The 14,417-nt window shown below is 43.3% G+C and carries 16 protein-coding genes; 6 read left to right on the top strand and 10 right to left on the bottom strand.

Going from position 1 to position 14,417, the window contains the following annotated elements:
* Positions 1–24: 24 nt before the first annotated feature.
* From ACFS5N_RS05245 to ACFS5N_RS05230, 4 genes are all read right to left on the bottom strand, one after another.
* Positions 25–1,281, bottom strand: coding sequence for an aspartate kinase (locus ACFS5N_RS05245; RefSeq protein WP_377182954.1), 1,257 nt, complete (start codon positions 1,279–1,281; stop codon positions 25–27).
* On the bottom strand, positions 1,282–2,094 hold the full coding sequence (locus ACFS5N_RS05240; RefSeq protein WP_377182952.1) for a DUF3298 and DUF4163 domain-containing protein: 813 nt from the start codon (positions 2,092–2,094) through the stop codon (positions 1,282–1,284). It abuts the gene before it with no gap.
* 7 nt (positions 2,095–2,101) lie between these two features.
* The gene (locus tag ACFS5N_RS05235; RefSeq protein WP_377182950.1) at positions 2,102–2,590 is read right to left on the bottom strand and encodes a GNAT family N-acetyltransferase; all 489 of its coding nucleotides are present in this window, start codon (positions 2,588–2,590) and stop codon (positions 2,102–2,104) included.
* A gap of 64 nt (positions 2,591–2,654) precedes the next feature.
* Entirely contained in the window at positions 2,655–3,344 is a 690-nt protein-coding gene (locus tag ACFS5N_RS05230) for a YggS family pyridoxal phosphate-dependent enzyme (protein ID WP_377182948.1), read from the bottom strand.
* A gap of 39 nt (positions 3,345–3,383) precedes the next feature.
* On the opposite strand from ACFS5N_RS05230, the gene ACFS5N_RS05225 reads away from it, so the two are divergent.
* A complete protein-coding gene (locus tag ACFS5N_RS05225; protein ID WP_377182946.1) occupies positions 3,384–3,878 on the top strand; it encodes a DUF4296 domain-containing protein in 495 nt (164 codons plus the stop codon).
* Positions 3,878–6,238: an endonuclease MutS2 gene (locus ACFS5N_RS05220; protein ID WP_377182944.1), complete on the top strand. Its 2,361-nt coding sequence runs from the start codon at positions 3,878–3,880 to the stop codon at positions 6,236–6,238. The genes ACFS5N_RS05225 and ACFS5N_RS05220 overlap by 1 nt, the downstream gene beginning before the upstream one ends.
* 107 nt (positions 6,239–6,345) lie before the next feature.
* Here ACFS5N_RS05220 and ACFS5N_RS05215 read toward each other — a convergent pair whose 3' ends face one another.
* Complete coding sequence (locus ACFS5N_RS05215) at positions 6,346–6,753, bottom strand: hypothetical protein (protein WP_377182942.1); 408 nt, start codon at positions 6,751–6,753, stop codon at positions 6,346–6,348.
* A 97-nt stretch (positions 6,754–6,850) separates the two neighbouring features.
* Between ACFS5N_RS05215 and ACFS5N_RS05210 the strand changes: the two genes are divergently transcribed.
* From ACFS5N_RS05210 to ACFS5N_RS05200, 3 genes are all read left to right on the top strand, one after another.
* Positions 6,851–7,552 (top strand): CoA transferase subunit A, encoded by a 702-nt coding sequence (locus ACFS5N_RS05210; RefSeq protein ID WP_377182940.1) that lies wholly within the window; start codon positions 6,851–6,853, stop codon positions 7,550–7,552.
* A 75-nt stretch (positions 7,553–7,627) separates the two neighbouring features.
* Positions 7,628–8,089 (top strand): GNAT family N-acetyltransferase, encoded by a 462-nt coding sequence (locus ACFS5N_RS05205; protein WP_377182938.1) that lies wholly within the window; start codon positions 7,628–7,630, stop codon positions 8,087–8,089.
* The gene (locus ACFS5N_RS05200) at positions 8,079–8,735 is read left to right on the top strand and encodes a 3-oxoacid CoA-transferase subunit B (protein ID WP_377182936.1); all 657 of its coding nucleotides are present in this window, start codon (positions 8,079–8,081) and stop codon (positions 8,733–8,735) included. Before ACFS5N_RS05205 ends, ACFS5N_RS05200 begins: the two co-directional genes overlap by 11 nt.
* 154 nt (positions 8,736–8,889) lie before the next feature.
* On the opposite strand, the gene ACFS5N_RS05195 is transcribed toward ACFS5N_RS05200, so the two are convergent.
* The 3 genes from ACFS5N_RS05195 to ACFS5N_RS05185 are packed head-to-tail and all read right to left on the bottom strand — an operon-like array spanning position 8,890 to position 11,222.
* Positions 8,890–9,531 carry a uridine kinase family protein gene (locus ACFS5N_RS05195; protein WP_377182934.1) on the bottom strand — a complete coding sequence of 214 codons (642 nt, stop codon included), beginning with the start codon at positions 9,529–9,531 and terminating at the stop codon, positions 8,890–8,892.
* A complete protein-coding gene (locus ACFS5N_RS05190) occupies positions 9,524–10,459 on the bottom strand; it encodes a LysM peptidoglycan-binding domain-containing protein (RefSeq protein WP_377182932.1) in 936 nt (311 codons plus the stop codon). The genes ACFS5N_RS05195 and ACFS5N_RS05190 overlap by 8 nt, the downstream gene beginning before the upstream one ends.
* Positions 10,460–10,472: 13 nt before the next feature.
* Positions 10,473–11,222 (bottom strand): DUF4905 domain-containing protein, encoded by a 750-nt coding sequence (locus ACFS5N_RS05185; RefSeq protein WP_377182930.1) that lies wholly within the window; start codon positions 11,220–11,222, stop codon positions 10,473–10,475.
* 97 nt (positions 11,223–11,319) lie between these two features.
* Between ACFS5N_RS05185 and ACFS5N_RS05180 the strand changes: the two genes are divergently transcribed.
* Positions 11,320–11,799 (top strand): Dps family protein, encoded by a 480-nt coding sequence (locus ACFS5N_RS05180; RefSeq protein WP_377182928.1) that lies wholly within the window; start codon positions 11,320–11,322, stop codon positions 11,797–11,799.
* A 71-nt stretch (positions 11,800–11,870) separates the two neighbouring features.
* Here the strand turns inward: ACFS5N_RS05180 and ACFS5N_RS05175 are convergent, their stop codons facing one another.
* Positions 11,871–13,334 carry an OmpP1/FadL family transporter gene (locus tag ACFS5N_RS05175; protein ID WP_377182926.1) on the bottom strand — a complete coding sequence of 488 codons (1,464 nt, stop codon included), beginning with the start codon at positions 13,332–13,334 and terminating at the stop codon, positions 11,871–11,873.
* A gap of 8 nt (positions 13,335–13,342) precedes the next feature.
* Positions 13,343–14,299, bottom strand: coding sequence for a hypothetical protein (locus ACFS5N_RS05170; RefSeq protein ID WP_377182924.1), 957 nt, complete (start codon positions 14,297–14,299; stop codon positions 13,343–13,345).
* Positions 14,300–14,417: the final 118 nt, after the last annotated feature.

Below are 14,417 nucleotides of genomic sequence, written 5' to 3'. Positions count from 1 at the left end.
TGTACAAGTTAACAGAATAAAGGCTTATTTCAAAACCAGTTGAGCTGTATTACGGCTTACCTGTTCCAGTAAAACGGTTTTATCGCTGGTTAGCTCTTTAATAGTCCCCGCAGAATAATGTCTTACGGTAACCAGGCTCAGGTCGCTATTGTACTTGGTTTTATAGTTTTCGTGTAGTTCGCTTAGCAATCCGCCAAAGTATTCTTCTTTATAATCAAAGCAAACGCTAAAGCTCAGCGCTGAGGTTTGCATAACGTTTACTTTTACGTGGTGCTCGGCAAACTTCCTGAAGATATCACTTAAATGATCTTCGGTAACAAACGAATAATCTTTTGGCGCAATAGACAGCAATACCTGTTTTTGTTTAACAATGATAACCGGCTTTTTAAATACGTTAGCAGCGTTTTCTTTGATGATCGTTCCGGCAGCATCCGGATCATTAAATGATTTTACAAACAAGGGTATATTAGCGTTTTGCAGCGGTTTAATGGTTTTAGGGTGGATAACCGAAGCGCCGTAATAAGTCATCTCAATAGCTTCAGTATAACTTAATTCATCAAACTTAACCGTGTCTTTAAACAGTTTCGGATCGGCATTCAATATACCCGGCACATCTTTCCAGGTAGTAACCGAATCTGCGCCGAGGCTTGCGGCAAATATTGAAGCGGTATAATCAGAACCTTCACGACCCAGCGTAGTGGTAAAATTCTCAGACGTACCGCCCAAAAATCCCTGGGTAACTACAAAACTACGCTCAAGCTGAGCGGGAATGCTGCCCTTAATGCTATCGCGGGTTTTGGCCCATTGCACACGCCCCTCGCGGTAATTGTTGTCTGTATGAATATAACCACGCACGTCAAGCCATAGACTTTTTAAGCCGGCTTTATTCAGGTAGGCTGCAACAATACGGGTCGAAACCAATTCGCCTACAGATACGATCTGGTCATAAGTAAAACCAAAATCATCGTGGGGTTCATCCTCTATCATCCAATCAATCTCTACAAAAGTATTGGCCACATCGTCAAAAACCGGGTCGCCGTTTTCAAACAAGCTACCCATAATTTCGTAATGGTAGCGTTTTATGCCTTCATAAATGTCATGCATATCATCGGCCTGGTTTATGTATGCTTTGGTTAGCGCCTCTAAAGCATTGGTAGTTTTACCCATAGCCGAAACAACAATAAGCAATTGCTCATTTTTATATTTTTCGACTACGTTGGCCAGATTAATAATACCTTCTGCATCCTTAACCGATGCCCCTCCAAATTTAAAAACAAGCATTTATTTAAGATATTGAGTAATAACCGTATTAGGTTTTAACAAAGATTTGATTTTGGCGTAAGGGATAAACAGATCTGTTTGCCCGGCAGCATACGGTTTAATTTCGTACTGATTATAAAGGAATTTGATACCCAGTGGCGTAATCAAAAAGTTTTCGTTCAGCGCGAACTTATTGTCCTTGAAAAAATAGTCGTTAGCCAGCGATTGCGTAGGCGTAAGCTTTTCCTGTTTTCTGAAGATAGTATCGGCAATGGTAGTTAGTTGTTGTTTGTAGCCATCTGTAAATATATCGCCTAACTTTATATCTTTATTTGCCTTGGTGTTCCAGTTGATAAATGTAGTTATACTGCCACCATGGGCGCCACCCTCGTAATTGTAACCGCTTAGTTCTATGGTGGTCAGGCTTGAGTCTTGTCTTACTATTTTTACCGTTAGGTCAAGCGTGTAAAACATGTTTCTGGTAAATTGTTTTGCTTTATCGCTTTCGTACTGCTTTACAAAACTCATGATATATTTGGCAAGATTAGTATCAGGTTTTCTGTCAGGATTGTTATAACCAAAAAGCCCGATTATCCTTTTGTTGACTGTATCATTTAAAACAGGCTGATTTTTAAATAGCGGATATTTTACCTGTGCCACTGTACAGCCAGTGTCGGGCTTGTTACCGCAATCGGCAGCCCGTTGTTTTACGGTTTTATAGATGTAGGCCAATGTATCTGTATTGATATCAGGCTTAGTGGTGTTTTTTTCGCCCCAGTTGCAACTGCTTAACGTTGCAAAAAGACCTATGGTTAAAAGATGCCAGGTTTTCATATATGTATCAATAAGTTAGTAACTGTTCTTTCGATAATGATGCGTTTAGCCAGCCCGCATCAAGCGCCGCGTTATATCTGGCATAGAAATTAAGCGCAGGCTCGTTCCAGTCGAGCACCTGCCAAACCATACCCGCAAAGCCCATTTCTTTGGCTTCAAGTATCAGTTGGTCAAACAACAGCTTACCTATACCGCGGCCGCGCATTGGTGCGGTCACTATAAAATCTTCAAGGTACATGCGGCAGCCTTTCCAGGTTGAAAAACGTATGTAATACAACGCAAAGCCGACGATCAATCCATCAACCTCCGCTACATAAGCTTTCCACACCGGGCGTTCACCAAAACCTGCGTCTTCAAACTCTTCGATCGTAACCGTTACTTCTTGGGGCGCCCGCTCGTACAAAGCCAGTTCATTTACCAGTTCAAGCAGGCGAACACAATCTTGTTTTTCAGCTATTCTTAAATGTATATTGTTGGTCATTGAGTCATTAGTCATTTGCTTCGCGTCATTGGTGATCGGGACGTTTTTAATCCAAAATCGAACATCCGAAATCCGAGATCTAGTTATTTTTCCAGTGCTTAATCACACGCTCGCCAAAAATAGTGCTTCCAACGCGAATCATGGTGCTGCCTTGTTCTATAGCTATCTCGTAGTCTGACGACATACCCATTGATATTACATTAAAGCTATCCTCTTTTCTGAAAAAGCTTACTTTAACGCCATCAAAGAAAACTTTAAGTTCGTGGAACTCATCCTTCAATTGTTTTTCCTTGTCGGTATTGGTGGCTATGCCCATCAACCCGCGAATGCGAACATTTTTTAACCGGGCGAATTCTTCGGATCTTAAAAGTTCGATAGCTTCGTCAAAACCCAGCCCGAATTTGGTATCCTCATCTGCAATATAAATCTGTAACAGGCAATCAATCACCCGGTTGTTTTTCAGCGCATGTTTGTCGATCTCCTGAAGTAATTTCAGGCTGTCAACCGACTGTATCATGGTAATAAACGGCGCCAGGTATTTAACTTTATTAGTTTGCAGATGGCCTATCTGGTGCCACTGAATATCTTTAGGCAGTTTTTCGTGTTTTTCAACCATCTCTTGTACCTGGTTTTCACCAAACAATCGCTGACCCGCGTCATACGCCTCCTGAATATCTTCGACTGATTTTGTTTTAGATACCGCAATAAGCGATACTTTTTTGGGTACAGTCTGCGTTTTTAAACGTTTGATATTATCTGCAATGCTCATTAATCCGTAATTTTGTCAATCAAACCGCTAAATTAAAGAATGCGTAAACATATTCTCTTGTTTTTTTCAGCTTTGGTTTTATTGTGTGCCTGCAATGACGATAAGGATGCAAAAGGTGTCCTTGCGCGGCGGGATATGATAAGCCTGCTGGTTGATATTCACCTGGTGGACGGCGCCTTGTCAAACCAATCAAACAGCGACAGCTTATACAGAAGCACCGGCCATTATGTATATGTTTTTAAACAGCATCATACAGACTCTACTCAATTCAGAAAAAGTGTGCTTTATTATAGTAGGCACCCTGATGATTTCATGAAGATGTATGACGATATAATTAAAATACTGCAAGCTAAATCTGACTCAATGAATGCTATCATGGCGAAAGAAAACGAGGTTAAAAGAAAGCGTGCCGAAGCCGAGCAGTTAAAACTGGAAAAAACCAGAAAAGATTCATTAACAAAAAAAGGAATTAAACCTAATTCTGTCATTGTGCCTGGTGTCCGGTTGCATAGCTTCAAAAAGCGACTACAATAATGATCTTCCCCGAAAATAGTATTGATAAATTAGGATTTACTGAGGTAAAAGAATTAATAAAAGCACATTGCCTCAGTGTGATGGGCCAGCAAATGGTTGATCGTATTCAGGTAATGAGCAACTTTGAGCAGATCAGCAAATTTTTAAGCCAGGCTCATGAATTTAAAAATATCCTGCAAAATGACGCCGCGCTGCCCATTACCCATTTTTATGATATTAAAGTACTAGCCAACAAGGCCAGGCTTGAAGGGGCGTTTTTAACTGAAGAAGAATTTTTTCAGATCTACGCCTCGCTTACTACAGTGTTCGCTGTCATTGGATATTTCAATGAGCGCGAGGGGCAATATCCCAACCTGGAGGCGTTGTTTGAGCACTTGCCGATTGAGAAAGCCATCATCCGCAAAATTGAACAGGTGATTGACACCAAGGGCAAGATAAAACCCAACGCCTCGCGCGAACTGGCTGAAATAACTGCCGGTATAGCCAAGGCCGAACAGGAGGCCCGCCGCAAAATTGACCAGGTGTTTAAAAATGCTACCGCGAATGGTTGGACAGCAGATGGTTCGCTAACTGTGCGCGACGGTAGATTGTGTATCCCCCTGCTTGCCGAAAACAAGCGTAAACTTAAGGGTTTTATTCATGACGAATCTGCATCGGGCCAAACGGTTTATATGGAACCTGAAGAGGTTTTTGCTCTAAACAACCGGGTGCGCGATCTGGAGTTTGACCGGCGGCGCGAGATTATTAAGATATTAACCATTCTGACAGATGAATTAAGGCCCTATGTGCCACTTTTGCTTTCTTATCATGGTTTGCTCACCAAACTTGATTTTGTGCGTGCCAAAGCGCTGTTTGCCATTGATATTGAGGCCGAAATGCCTAAGGTGGTCAATGAGGCTAAACTAAGGCTGATGAATGCGCGGCATCCGCTGTTGTTTCTGAACTTTAAAAAGGAGCACAAAACCGTGGTGCCGCTTAACGTGCAGATAGACGAACAAACCCGCATTGTAGTGGTTTCTGGGCCCAATGCCGGTGGTAAGTCGGTTTGTATGAAAACCGTTGGGTTACTGCAGCTGATGGTACAGGCCGGTTTGCTCATTCCCGCTAGTGAAGATAGCGTGGCAGGTATTTTCAAACAGCTTTTTGTCGATATCGGCGATGACCAATCTATAGAAAGCGACTTGAGTACTTACAGTGCGCATCTCTCCAAAATGAAAAAGTTTGTAGAAAACGCTAACGGCAAGTCGCTTATATTGATAGACGAATTTGGTACCGGTACCGATCCGCAGTTTGGCGGACCGATTGCCGAAGCCGTTCTGGAATCGCTCAATTACAAAAAGGTTAAGGGCATGGTAACCACGCACTACTCAAACCTTAAAATATTTGCAGGCAACACCGAGGGGATTGAAAACGCCTCGATGTTGTTTAATAATGTTGAAATGCAGCCGCTGTATATTCTTGAAGTTGGAAAGCCCGGTAGTTCTTACGCTTTTGAGATTGCGCAGAAAATAGGCCTGCCGAAACAGGTGCTTGACCTGGCGAAGAACAAGATCAGTGCAGGACAAAAAAATGTCGATACTTTGCTGGTAGGACTTGAACGAGAAAAGAAAGAAATTCTGGATACCCGCGTAAAATTGGACAAACAACAGCGCCGCGTTGATACTTTACTTGCTGAGAATGAAAAACTGAAAAGTTATCTCGAAGAAAATAAGAAAGTACTGATTCGCGAAGCAAAAGAGGAAGCCAGGAATATAATTGTTAATGCCAACCGGCTGATTGAGAATACCATAGCCGAGATAAAAAGCAGTAATGCCGATAAAGAAAAGACCCGGGACCTGCGCGAAAATCTCAATAAGGAACTGCAGAAAAATACTATCAGGCCGGAAGCTCCTAAAAAGCAGGCCGTAGATGAAGAACTAAAAGCTGGCGACTGGGTAAAGCTAACCGACTCAGAGACTACCGGCCAGGTAATTGAAATAGTAAAAGATAGCGTGGTTATTGCCATCGGCGACCTGCGTACCGTTGCTAAACGCAAGCGCGTTCAGAAGGTATCCAAATCATCAGTACCCAAAGAGGTGCGGCGCAATTTTGCGGCTAATACCGGCGACATTGCCAGCTTTAGTCCGGAAATTGATGTGCGGGGAATGCGTACCGAGGACGCTCTTGCAGCTATTGAACGGTTGTTTGATCGCGCGGTGATGATGGGCTACGGCAGCCTGAAAATTCTCCATGGCAAAGGCGACGGTATCCTGCGAAAAATGATCCGCCAATACCTCAAAAAATACGACCAGGTTGATAGGATGGAGGATGAACATGCTGATAGGGGTGGTGATGGGATTACGTATGTTTATTTGCGGTAAAGGATATTTAAATAATAAATTGTCATCCTGAGCATAGCGAAGGATCTTGTATGAGCGATTAGTAAAGCGTATAAGATCCTTCGCTATGCTCAGGATGACAAAAGAGGTCACTCCCCAACCTTCTGCTGGTCAGGCAACTCACCAGGCCCCGGAATATTTGGTTTGTCGTTGCTTTCACCGTCGTTATCTGCGGTGCCTTCTTCGTAGTCCAGCTTCTCATCCGGTTTAAAATTACTGTTTTCAGGGTGTTCTTCGGCCGGTTCGTTACGTTTGAAATAAGCGTTGTCGTAACCCGCATTTTGCGACGGGTTATTCTTGTCATCGCCGGCTGATGTTACATTATTTGCGCCGAAGTTTTGACCGCCCATAGGCTGCCCTTCAGTGACAGGATGCATTTCACCGCTGCGTTTCAGATCTTTCTCTTCCGGATTTTTGTCATCATCTACACGGTAAGCGTTTGGCTGGCCTTGCTCAACGCCTTTGTCCTTTTCAAAATCATCATCATTAAGTAACATAATCTGTGTTTTATGGTTATATAATAGTAATACATGCATTTGATAATTGTTTTTGTGTATTACGATTTAGTAGATTTATTAAATCAATTATAAACCAATGAACAAGGTCTTTCATAATGCCGACGACGCAATACGCGATGTGCATGACGGCGCTATACTTTTGCTGGGTGGTTTCGGCCTATGCGGATTGCCCGAAAACAGTATTGCGGCGCTGGTTAAAAAAGGAGTGAAAAATTTAACCTGTATATCCAACAATGCCGGAGTCGACGATTTTGGCATTGGCCTGATGCTTAAACAACGACAGGTTAAAAAGATGATAGCATCGTACGTAGGTGAAAACGCCGAGTTTGAACGGCAGCTTTTAAGTGGCGAGCTCGAAGTAGAGCTTATTCCGCAGGGTACCCTGGCAACACGTTGTATGGCAGCGGGTTATGGTATGCCGGCTATATTTACGCCTGCCGGTATAGGTACAGAGGTAGCTATCGGCAAAGAAATCAGGAATTTTAACGGGAAAGATTACCTGATGGAGTTGGCTTTTGATGCGGATTTTGCCATAGTTAAAGCCTGGAAAGGAGATACCATGGGCAACCTTATCTACAGGGCTACGGCCAGAAACTTTAACCCGGTTATGGCCATGGCGGGCAAGATAACTATTGCCGAAGTGGAAGAATTGGTTGAACCCGGCGAACTTGATCCCGATCAGATCCATACACCGGGAATTTATGTGCATCGGATATTTCAAGGTGAAAATTATGAGAAGAGAATAGAACAGAGAACGGTGAGGAGTAAAAATCACTAATTGTCATTCTGAGCAAAGCGAAGAATCTTATAAAAATTGCAGGCAAATCGTATAAGATTCTTCGCTTTGCTCAGAATGACAAGCTTAATTGATATTGAAAAAAATATGATCAGAAAAGCTAAAATGATTGACGCGCCCCCGATAAGTACACTATTGGCCCAATTAGGTTATCCTGCCGACAGCCAATTGATAGCCGGCAAAATCGACTTTTTAATCGATCATCCCGATCATGAATTACTGGTTTATGAGCAGGATGAACGGGTAGTCGGTTTTATTGATATGCACTTTATCTCGCAGTTAACCCTGGGTGACTTTGCCCATATAACGTATTTCTGTGTCGATGCTGATACCCGTGGCTCAGGTATTGGAGCTGTACTATTAGAGCGTGCCGAGCAACTGGCTAAAGACAGACATTGTGATCGTGTTTTTCTGCATTGTAATGAGCACCGGGTTGACGCACATCGGTTTTATGAAAGAAACGGATACACTGAGTCGCCTAAATATTATTTAAAGAAATTAACTGATTATGCTGGATAAGACCGGAATAGCAAAACGTATTGCTAAAGAAATAAAAGACGGCTACTACGTAAACCTTGGTATTGGTATACCTACACTGGTAGCTAACTATATCCCGGGGGATATGGACGTAGTATTGCAGTCAGAGAATGGATTATTGGGGATGGGGCCATTTCCGTTTGAAGGAGAAGAGGATGCTGACGTGATTAATGCCGGTAAACAAACCATCACCATGCTTCCAGGCTCGGCCGTATTTGATTCGGCAATGAGTTTTGGGATGATACGCGCGCGGAAGGTTAACCTTACCATTCTTGGAGCAATGGAGGTGTCAGAACACGGCGATATCGCGAACTGGAAGATTCCCGGGAAAATGGTTAAAGGTATGGGGGGCGCTATGGACCTGGTTGCCTCTGCCGAAAATATTATTGTCGCCATGCAACATGTCAATAAAGCCGGCGAATCAAAACTATTACCTCAGTGCAGCCTTCCGCTAACGGGCGTGCGTTGTGTTAAAAAGATAGTGACAGAATTAGCTGTGCTGGATGTTTTACCTGGAGGTGGATTTAAACTTTTGGAACGCGCGCCTGGAATATCCGTCGAAGAAATAAAGCAAGCCACGGCCGGGAAATTGGTTATTGAAGGGGATGTGCCTGAAATGACGATATAGAAAACTATCCGTTATGAAATCAATCGTCATAAAACTATCCGTCATGCTGAACTTGTTTCAGCATCTTAAAGCATAGATGGGGCAATAAAATCTAGATTGCCGGTTAGGATCCTGAAACAAGTTCAGGATGACGTTATTTGTATGGGTAGGCGGACTATGCTTTACCCAACACCTGTTTTCTCAATTCCTCAGAAATCTCATCAGTTACAGCCTGGATACCTTCAGCGGTGTTTGAGTTGTTGATTATTACTTTATGACAGCCGTCTTTGTAAGGCAGCAGAAACTCTTTATAAGCGGGCACCACGTGGTTTGTCCATTTATACATCACATCCTCGTGCGAGTAACCGCGTTCAATAAGATCGCGTTTCAGGCGGCGCTCAAGTGCTACAGATTCATGCGCGTCGATGAAAATACGCATGTCCAGCAGCTCTTCTATGGGTTTAAAATGGAAAATAAAAAGTCCCTCAATAATAACTATAGGTGCCGGTTTAATCTCCAGCATTTTAGGTACTATATTGGGGTTGTTAAAAGTATATTCTTCCTTGTAAATGACCTCGCCGGATATCAGGGTTTTGATATCTTTTTCAAATTGATCAGCATTAATGGTCGATGGTTTGTCGAAATCGTAAAGCTTATTTTCCTCGGGTGTCATATCCTGCGCTACCGGAAAATAATAGTCGTCCTGCGAAATCAGGCAAACCTCTTCATCAGAAAAATGATTCAGAAATCGTTTTAAAAAAAACGTTTTGCCAGAGCCGCTGCCACCGGCTATGCCAATAATATAGGGTTTATTCATTAGGCGAGCCGTAGCTAATGTTTACGTGGATACGTTTATCTAAGCCACCAATTGATTCGGCCACGTTTTTGGTCATCACCAAAATCACGTCTTTAGTTGATTCGCTGTCATTTAAGCGCCCCACCACTTTGGCAAAAGTAGTACGACCGGTCATTGGATTGGTAATTTTTATTACGGTGCCGATAGGGGCAGTGCGGTGCAAAACCAATTTTTTGTTGGGGTCCAAACTGGTGTCATCTATCCAGGTGGCTACGCCTTTTTCGCTTTTTTCGAATAAGCCGTATCTGTTGGCATTTATATGTCTTTCAGCACTGTCCTGGCTGCTTACATAGCTGGTTGAATCGGTTTTTGGTGTGGTACGAAGTGCATCAGCAGGAGCCGCAACATCTGGTGTGCTTGGTTTTACCTGGATGATCTGGCCGGGAGTAACGGTAGTATTTGTCAGGTTGTTCAGTTTAGTTAATTCCTCAACAGTTGAGTTAAAGCGTTTGGCGATTGAATACAGGGTTTCGCCGGCCGACACTTTGTATTGCTGCGCCGCAAGCCCCGAGTTAGTAGGCGACTGGCTTGGCTGTGTATCAGGTTTGGCTATCGGTTGTTGCTGCGCAGGTGGCGCGCTTACCGGTTTGCTGGCCTGCTGTACTACCGCCGGTTTGGTGGTTTCAAGAAATGACCTGTTGGTAGGTACTTTAATAATGCCACCTATTTTAAGTGGGGCGTTATTATTAAATTTAATGATTTCGCCGGGTTTTACATTGTAACGACGGCCTATTGAGTAGTAATTGTCTTTTGGATCTAATTTATGTAAGATTACTTTTTTGCCATCCAGGTTCTCAATACCAATCGAGTCGGTAAGTTTATTTTTTGCAAAGAGTGTAGTTGATGAGACGATCAGGGATGCCAGTAAACATAAAGTTTTTAATTTCATAATAAATTCTTATTCAGTAATTTATAAGGGGAATTACTTTTAAAATTGCTTTGTCTTTAATGTAAATAACCAAGCTTTTATACAGGATAAACGACTCGGGCTGCATTTTTTGTATATCGGTATTTAATAAATCTTCGAATACCAGAGCCGCTGCGTCAGTAATTAACAGACGTTGTTCAAGCTGCCCCTTGCTTAAAGTGTGCAAAGATACAATTCTCAATTTATTGTAGTATAGGGATTGTACAATGTTTCCGTGTACTTCAAAATCTAAATCAGACGGTAAAGCCGCGGTTGGAAATTGAATGCTTGTATTCACCTCTAAATCAATACACGGGTTGTACGGCCTGAGTGTTGCACCGGTCTTGATATCAATCAAAAATAATTTTTTGGGCTGAAATTGTGTGTTGAAAACAACGGCGCCGTTAACAGTTAGATGGTCAAAGGCGTAAGCATAATTACTCCAAACTGTTTGGGCATTTTTATCTATAGCGGTTAGCCCTTTATGTACCGGTGAGTTTTCTGATTGATAGCCGTGCAGCAGCAAAACACCGTCGTAAGCAGCCTCTATACCGGTGAGCCAGCGTTCGGGTGTGGTATAGTTTTCAAAATTGGTTTTGCCGGTAGCAAGATCGATGGATGTAAAAGAAACCTGTTTTTCGGGTGTACGTGTTTCCAGGTAAATAGTATCACTGAGGCTATCAATTTCCATTCTCCAGATAACTCCGTTAAGAGGCTTATTGATGGATGGTAATAGCATAGTCATAAGGATACAAATATGCTATTTAATATTGATAGGATTAGTAATTTTAGGCGACAAAAGCATTTAGCAACTGTTATCACAAACACAACAATTACCCACTATGAACGCAAAAGAAATCAGCCTTAAAGAAGGCAAAGTAAAACCCGTTGTAGATCATTTAAATGATTTATTGGCTAATTACCACATACACTATCAAAAGCTAAGAGGCTGCCACTGGAATATTAAAGGCCAGAATTTTTTCACCCTGCACCTTAAATTTGAAGAATTATACACCCAGGCCCTGCTTACAATTGATGAACTGGCCGAGCGTATTCTCACCCTGGGTAAAGCGCCGTACAGCACCTTTAATGATTATATCAAAACGTCTACCTTAAAAGAAATTGACACCATTGGCCTGAAAGATACTAAAATGGTTAAAGCCATTATTGAAGATATGGCTCAGCTTATTGAAATGGAGCGCCAACTCTTAGAACTTACCGCCGAAGCCGGCGATGACGGTACTAACGACATGGTGAACCGCTTTATGCAGTTCAAGGAAAAAAATACCTGGATGCTGCGTTCATTTGTGAATGAAGATTAACCCAGTCAGAAAATATATTAAACCAAAAGAGCCGATTGTTTAGTCGGCTCTTTTGGTTTAGCTTAAGCTGATCAATATCTTAATCCGATAGTTAAAAAGAAGTTATTGTTAGTTGCACTGACGGCTGCGGCAGGTGTAGCCGGCCCCGCATCGTATTGTGTGACATTTTGTGAGCCTTTTACATTAATGTAAGCTGCATCCACATAATAATTACCAACCCGATAGCCTAAACCCCCGGTTATCATTTTAGTGTCTGCACCGCCTTTAAGCGGATTTCCTTGCAGACCGTACCCACCACGCAAAAAGAAAGTGTCGGCAACCTTAATCTCGGCCCCTGCGTGGTAATTGGTTATCGCACGGTAATTGGCTTTGATAAGGCCGTTGTCATAATCGCTGGTGTAGGTGTCATTGCTGCTGATGTGGGTGGTGGTATAGTCGACGCGCTCCACATCGCCGGTAATAAAACCAATGTTGCCCAGAAACACAGACAAGCCGCCCGCAAACTTAAACGGCGTGCGCATATTGTAAGTTAGCGGATACTCAACCGGGCCGTTGCTGTAATTTGGGCCATTGCTTAGTTTGTTGGTGAGCCCCTCGTTAAATGAATCGTCGACCGTATAAAAAGTAGGGGTGGTAATTACCCCGCCTACACGCACATTTTCGATAAGTTTGTACATCGCCCCAAATTTGAAGTTATAACCCTCGCCTTTGGTGTCTTGAAATTGAGAATAAACCGAATTAAAACCCCGGGTAACAGCGCTGCCGTTTTCTAAAACGCTCAATTGCCCGGTTTCGCCAAAACTGGTATTGGTGTGGTAACGTATCTCGCCAATGCCGACACCCATTCCCAAATAAAGCTTATTGCTGTAATTAGCTCCCACAGAAATATCGTAGCCGCTTTCGCCACCCGTACGGGTGATAAAACCTGCCTGCTGCACGCCGGGGAAGGTATTGCTTTGAAAGTGTGTCGCGGTACCGTAAGCATCTATCAGTTGCGACTGTGATGCCCAATCCTGCAGGCTTCCCTGCGTAAGCCCTTGCGAATTAGCCAGGTTTGCGTAATAGTCTGTAATGGAATTGGCGCTATTTTTTGCGCCGTATTGTACTTTTTCGTAGTAATTATTGGTACGGTTATACCCCAGGCCCACATTCAAACTTAACCAGCCTCTGTTTCTGTCGGTACCGGCGTTTTTTGAGAGCTGATTGTAAAATACAACTCCGGCATTGTTAAAGTTCGGCGTATTTCTGGTGGCGGCGCTTGGCTGACCAATATAGCTGGTTTTATTGCTGTAACTGTCAAACTCGGGCGTGAAACTAACTTCTGAATGGGTAAAGTAACCCAATCCGGCCGGGTTCGCACTGATGGAGCTCATATCGCCGCCAACGGCAGTAGTCGCATTTCCCATAGCTTTCAGGCAAGAGGTGGTGCCGGTTTGGGCAGTCGAAAAACGTACCGCATCCTTAGCATATTGGGCAAAACTATGCGTGCTAATTGCTAAAAATGCAACTAATAAAATGGTATATCTAAATTTCATATTGATGCTTATGGCCTAACCGGTCTGCCGCCGCCACCGCCTGAACTGCCACCACTGCTGCTTGAAGAGGAAGGCGGAGGAGAAGAACTGCGCTGAAAGCTTGGTTGTGAAGTTTCTGTCTGAGATCGTGGTGCTTCGCTGGCTTGCCGTATCGGGCGATTGGTGCCGGCTAAAGTAGTACCGTTTGAGCTTGTTGAAGCCGGATTAGTACCCGGGCGACCGGGGTATACCGCATTGCTGCCACCCGGGCGGGCGCCGGTGAATACCGGTCTGTTATAACCATTGGCGCTAACTGTCCCCGGCTTGGTAAATACCAATCCGCCAGCGTTAGGGTCGTAATCGGTTGGTACTCTTTTCACGGTGATACCAAACTGGCCCCTTCTGCCTATATAAGCGTCATCGCCAAAACGGCTATTGTAGGGTTTGCTGAAAACAGGTCCGTCGTTATTGTTCGAGTAAGAATAATCTCTGCTGTGTGTAGCCCGTGTACCACCACTATAAATAAAAGTTGAATAAGCCAGGCCGTAACAAAAGTTATCGTAGCCCCAATAGTCGCCATACCCAAAATCATAGGCTGAGTAAACGCCTAAATCATCATAGTAAGCGTCATCGGTATAATCATCTGGATTGTAGGCATACTTGGTGGTATCTGCATATGCTGATGGCGAATAGGGTATATAACTGCCGTAATAGTCATCATCATAATCAAATGGCGAGGCATAGCCAAAACGCCTGATGCGCGATTCATAATCGCCGTAGTAATAATAGTCGTCGTTTCTGACAATTGTTTCCTGTGGCTGGGAGACATACTCAGGCACATAAGTATTGGATACGCCGGCCTTTGCTTTGGTGTAATATACGTCATCGCCAAACGGTTTGGGGTTCGACAAGTCGGCAAGGGTAGCGCAGGAACTCAGTGTAACAGCACTGAACAGAATAATTACTTTTAACAGGTTCCTTTTCATTGCAGGTTTGGTTTGCAGCTATAGACTATTATTTGCGCCGAAGGTTTAATTTGCCGCGCCGTTAAGTTTTAAATTTATAAATTTGACCACAAATCTAAGTAATTAAATAGTCAAAATA

The organism is Mucilaginibacter ximonensis (genome assembly GCF_042686265.1).
Classification (GTDB): Bacteria; Bacteroidota; Bacteroidia; order Sphingobacteriales; family Sphingobacteriaceae; genus Mucilaginibacter; species Mucilaginibacter ximonensis.
Note: the sequence above shows the minus strand (reverse complement) of the source record. Positions and strands in the feature narration are given on the sequence as shown.

Excerpts from the sequence above, each read along its gene's own strand:
- ACFS5N_RS05175 (WP_377182926.1), bottom strand. The coding sequence starts at position 13,334 with ATGAAATTTAGATATACCATTTTATTAGTTGCATTTTTAGCAATTAGC.
- ACFS5N_RS05230 (WP_377182948.1), bottom strand. The coding sequence starts at position 3,344 with ATGAGCATTGCAGATAATATCAAACGTTTAAAAACGCAGACTGTACCC.
- ACFS5N_RS05200 (WP_377182936.1), top strand. The coding sequence starts at position 8,079 with ATGCTGGATAAGACCGGAATAGCAAAACGTATTGCTAAAGAAATAAAA.
- ACFS5N_RS05185 (WP_377182930.1), bottom strand. The coding sequence starts at position 11,222 with ATGACTATGCTATTACCATCCATCAATAAGCCTCTTAACGGAGTTATC.
- ACFS5N_RS05205 (WP_377182938.1), top strand. The coding sequence starts at position 7,628 with ATGACAAGCTTAATTGATATTGAAAAAAATATGATCAGAAAAGCTAAA.
- ACFS5N_RS05225 (WP_377182946.1), top strand. The coding sequence starts at position 3,384 with ATGCGTAAACATATTCTCTTGTTTTTTTCAGCTTTGGTTTTATTGTGT.
- ACFS5N_RS05170 (WP_377182924.1), bottom strand. The coding sequence starts at position 14,299 with ATGAAAAGGAACCTGTTAAAAGTAATTATTCTGTTCAGTGCTGTTACA.
- ACFS5N_RS05220 (WP_377182944.1), top strand. The coding sequence starts at position 3,878 with ATGATCTTCCCCGAAAATAGTATTGATAAATTAGGATTTACTGAGGTA.
- ACFS5N_RS05235 (WP_377182950.1), bottom strand. The coding sequence starts at position 2,590 with ATGACTAATGACTCAATGACCAACAATATACATTTAAGAATAGCTGAA.
- ACFS5N_RS05245 (WP_377182954.1), bottom strand. The coding sequence starts at position 1,281 with ATGCTTGTTTTTAAATTTGGAGGGGCATCGGTTAAGGATGCAGAAGGT.
- ACFS5N_RS05195 (WP_377182934.1), bottom strand. The coding sequence starts at position 9,531 with ATGAATAAACCCTATATTATTGGCATAGCCGGTGGCAGCGGCTCTGGC.
- ACFS5N_RS05190 (WP_377182932.1), bottom strand. The coding sequence starts at position 10,459 with ATGAAATTAAAAACTTTATGTTTACTGGCATCCCTGATCGTCTCATCA.
- ACFS5N_RS05215 (WP_377182942.1), bottom strand. The coding sequence starts at position 6,753 with ATGTTACTTAATGATGATGATTTTGAAAAGGACAAAGGCGTTGAGCAA.
- ACFS5N_RS05180 (WP_377182928.1), top strand. The coding sequence starts at position 11,320 with ATGAACGCAAAAGAAATCAGCCTTAAAGAAGGCAAAGTAAAACCCGTT.
- ACFS5N_RS05240 (WP_377182952.1), bottom strand. The coding sequence starts at position 2,094 with ATGAAAACCTGGCATCTTTTAACCATAGGTCTTTTTGCAACGTTAAGC.
- ACFS5N_RS05210 (WP_377182940.1), top strand. The coding sequence starts at position 6,851 with ATGAACAAGGTCTTTCATAATGCCGACGACGCAATACGCGATGTGCAT.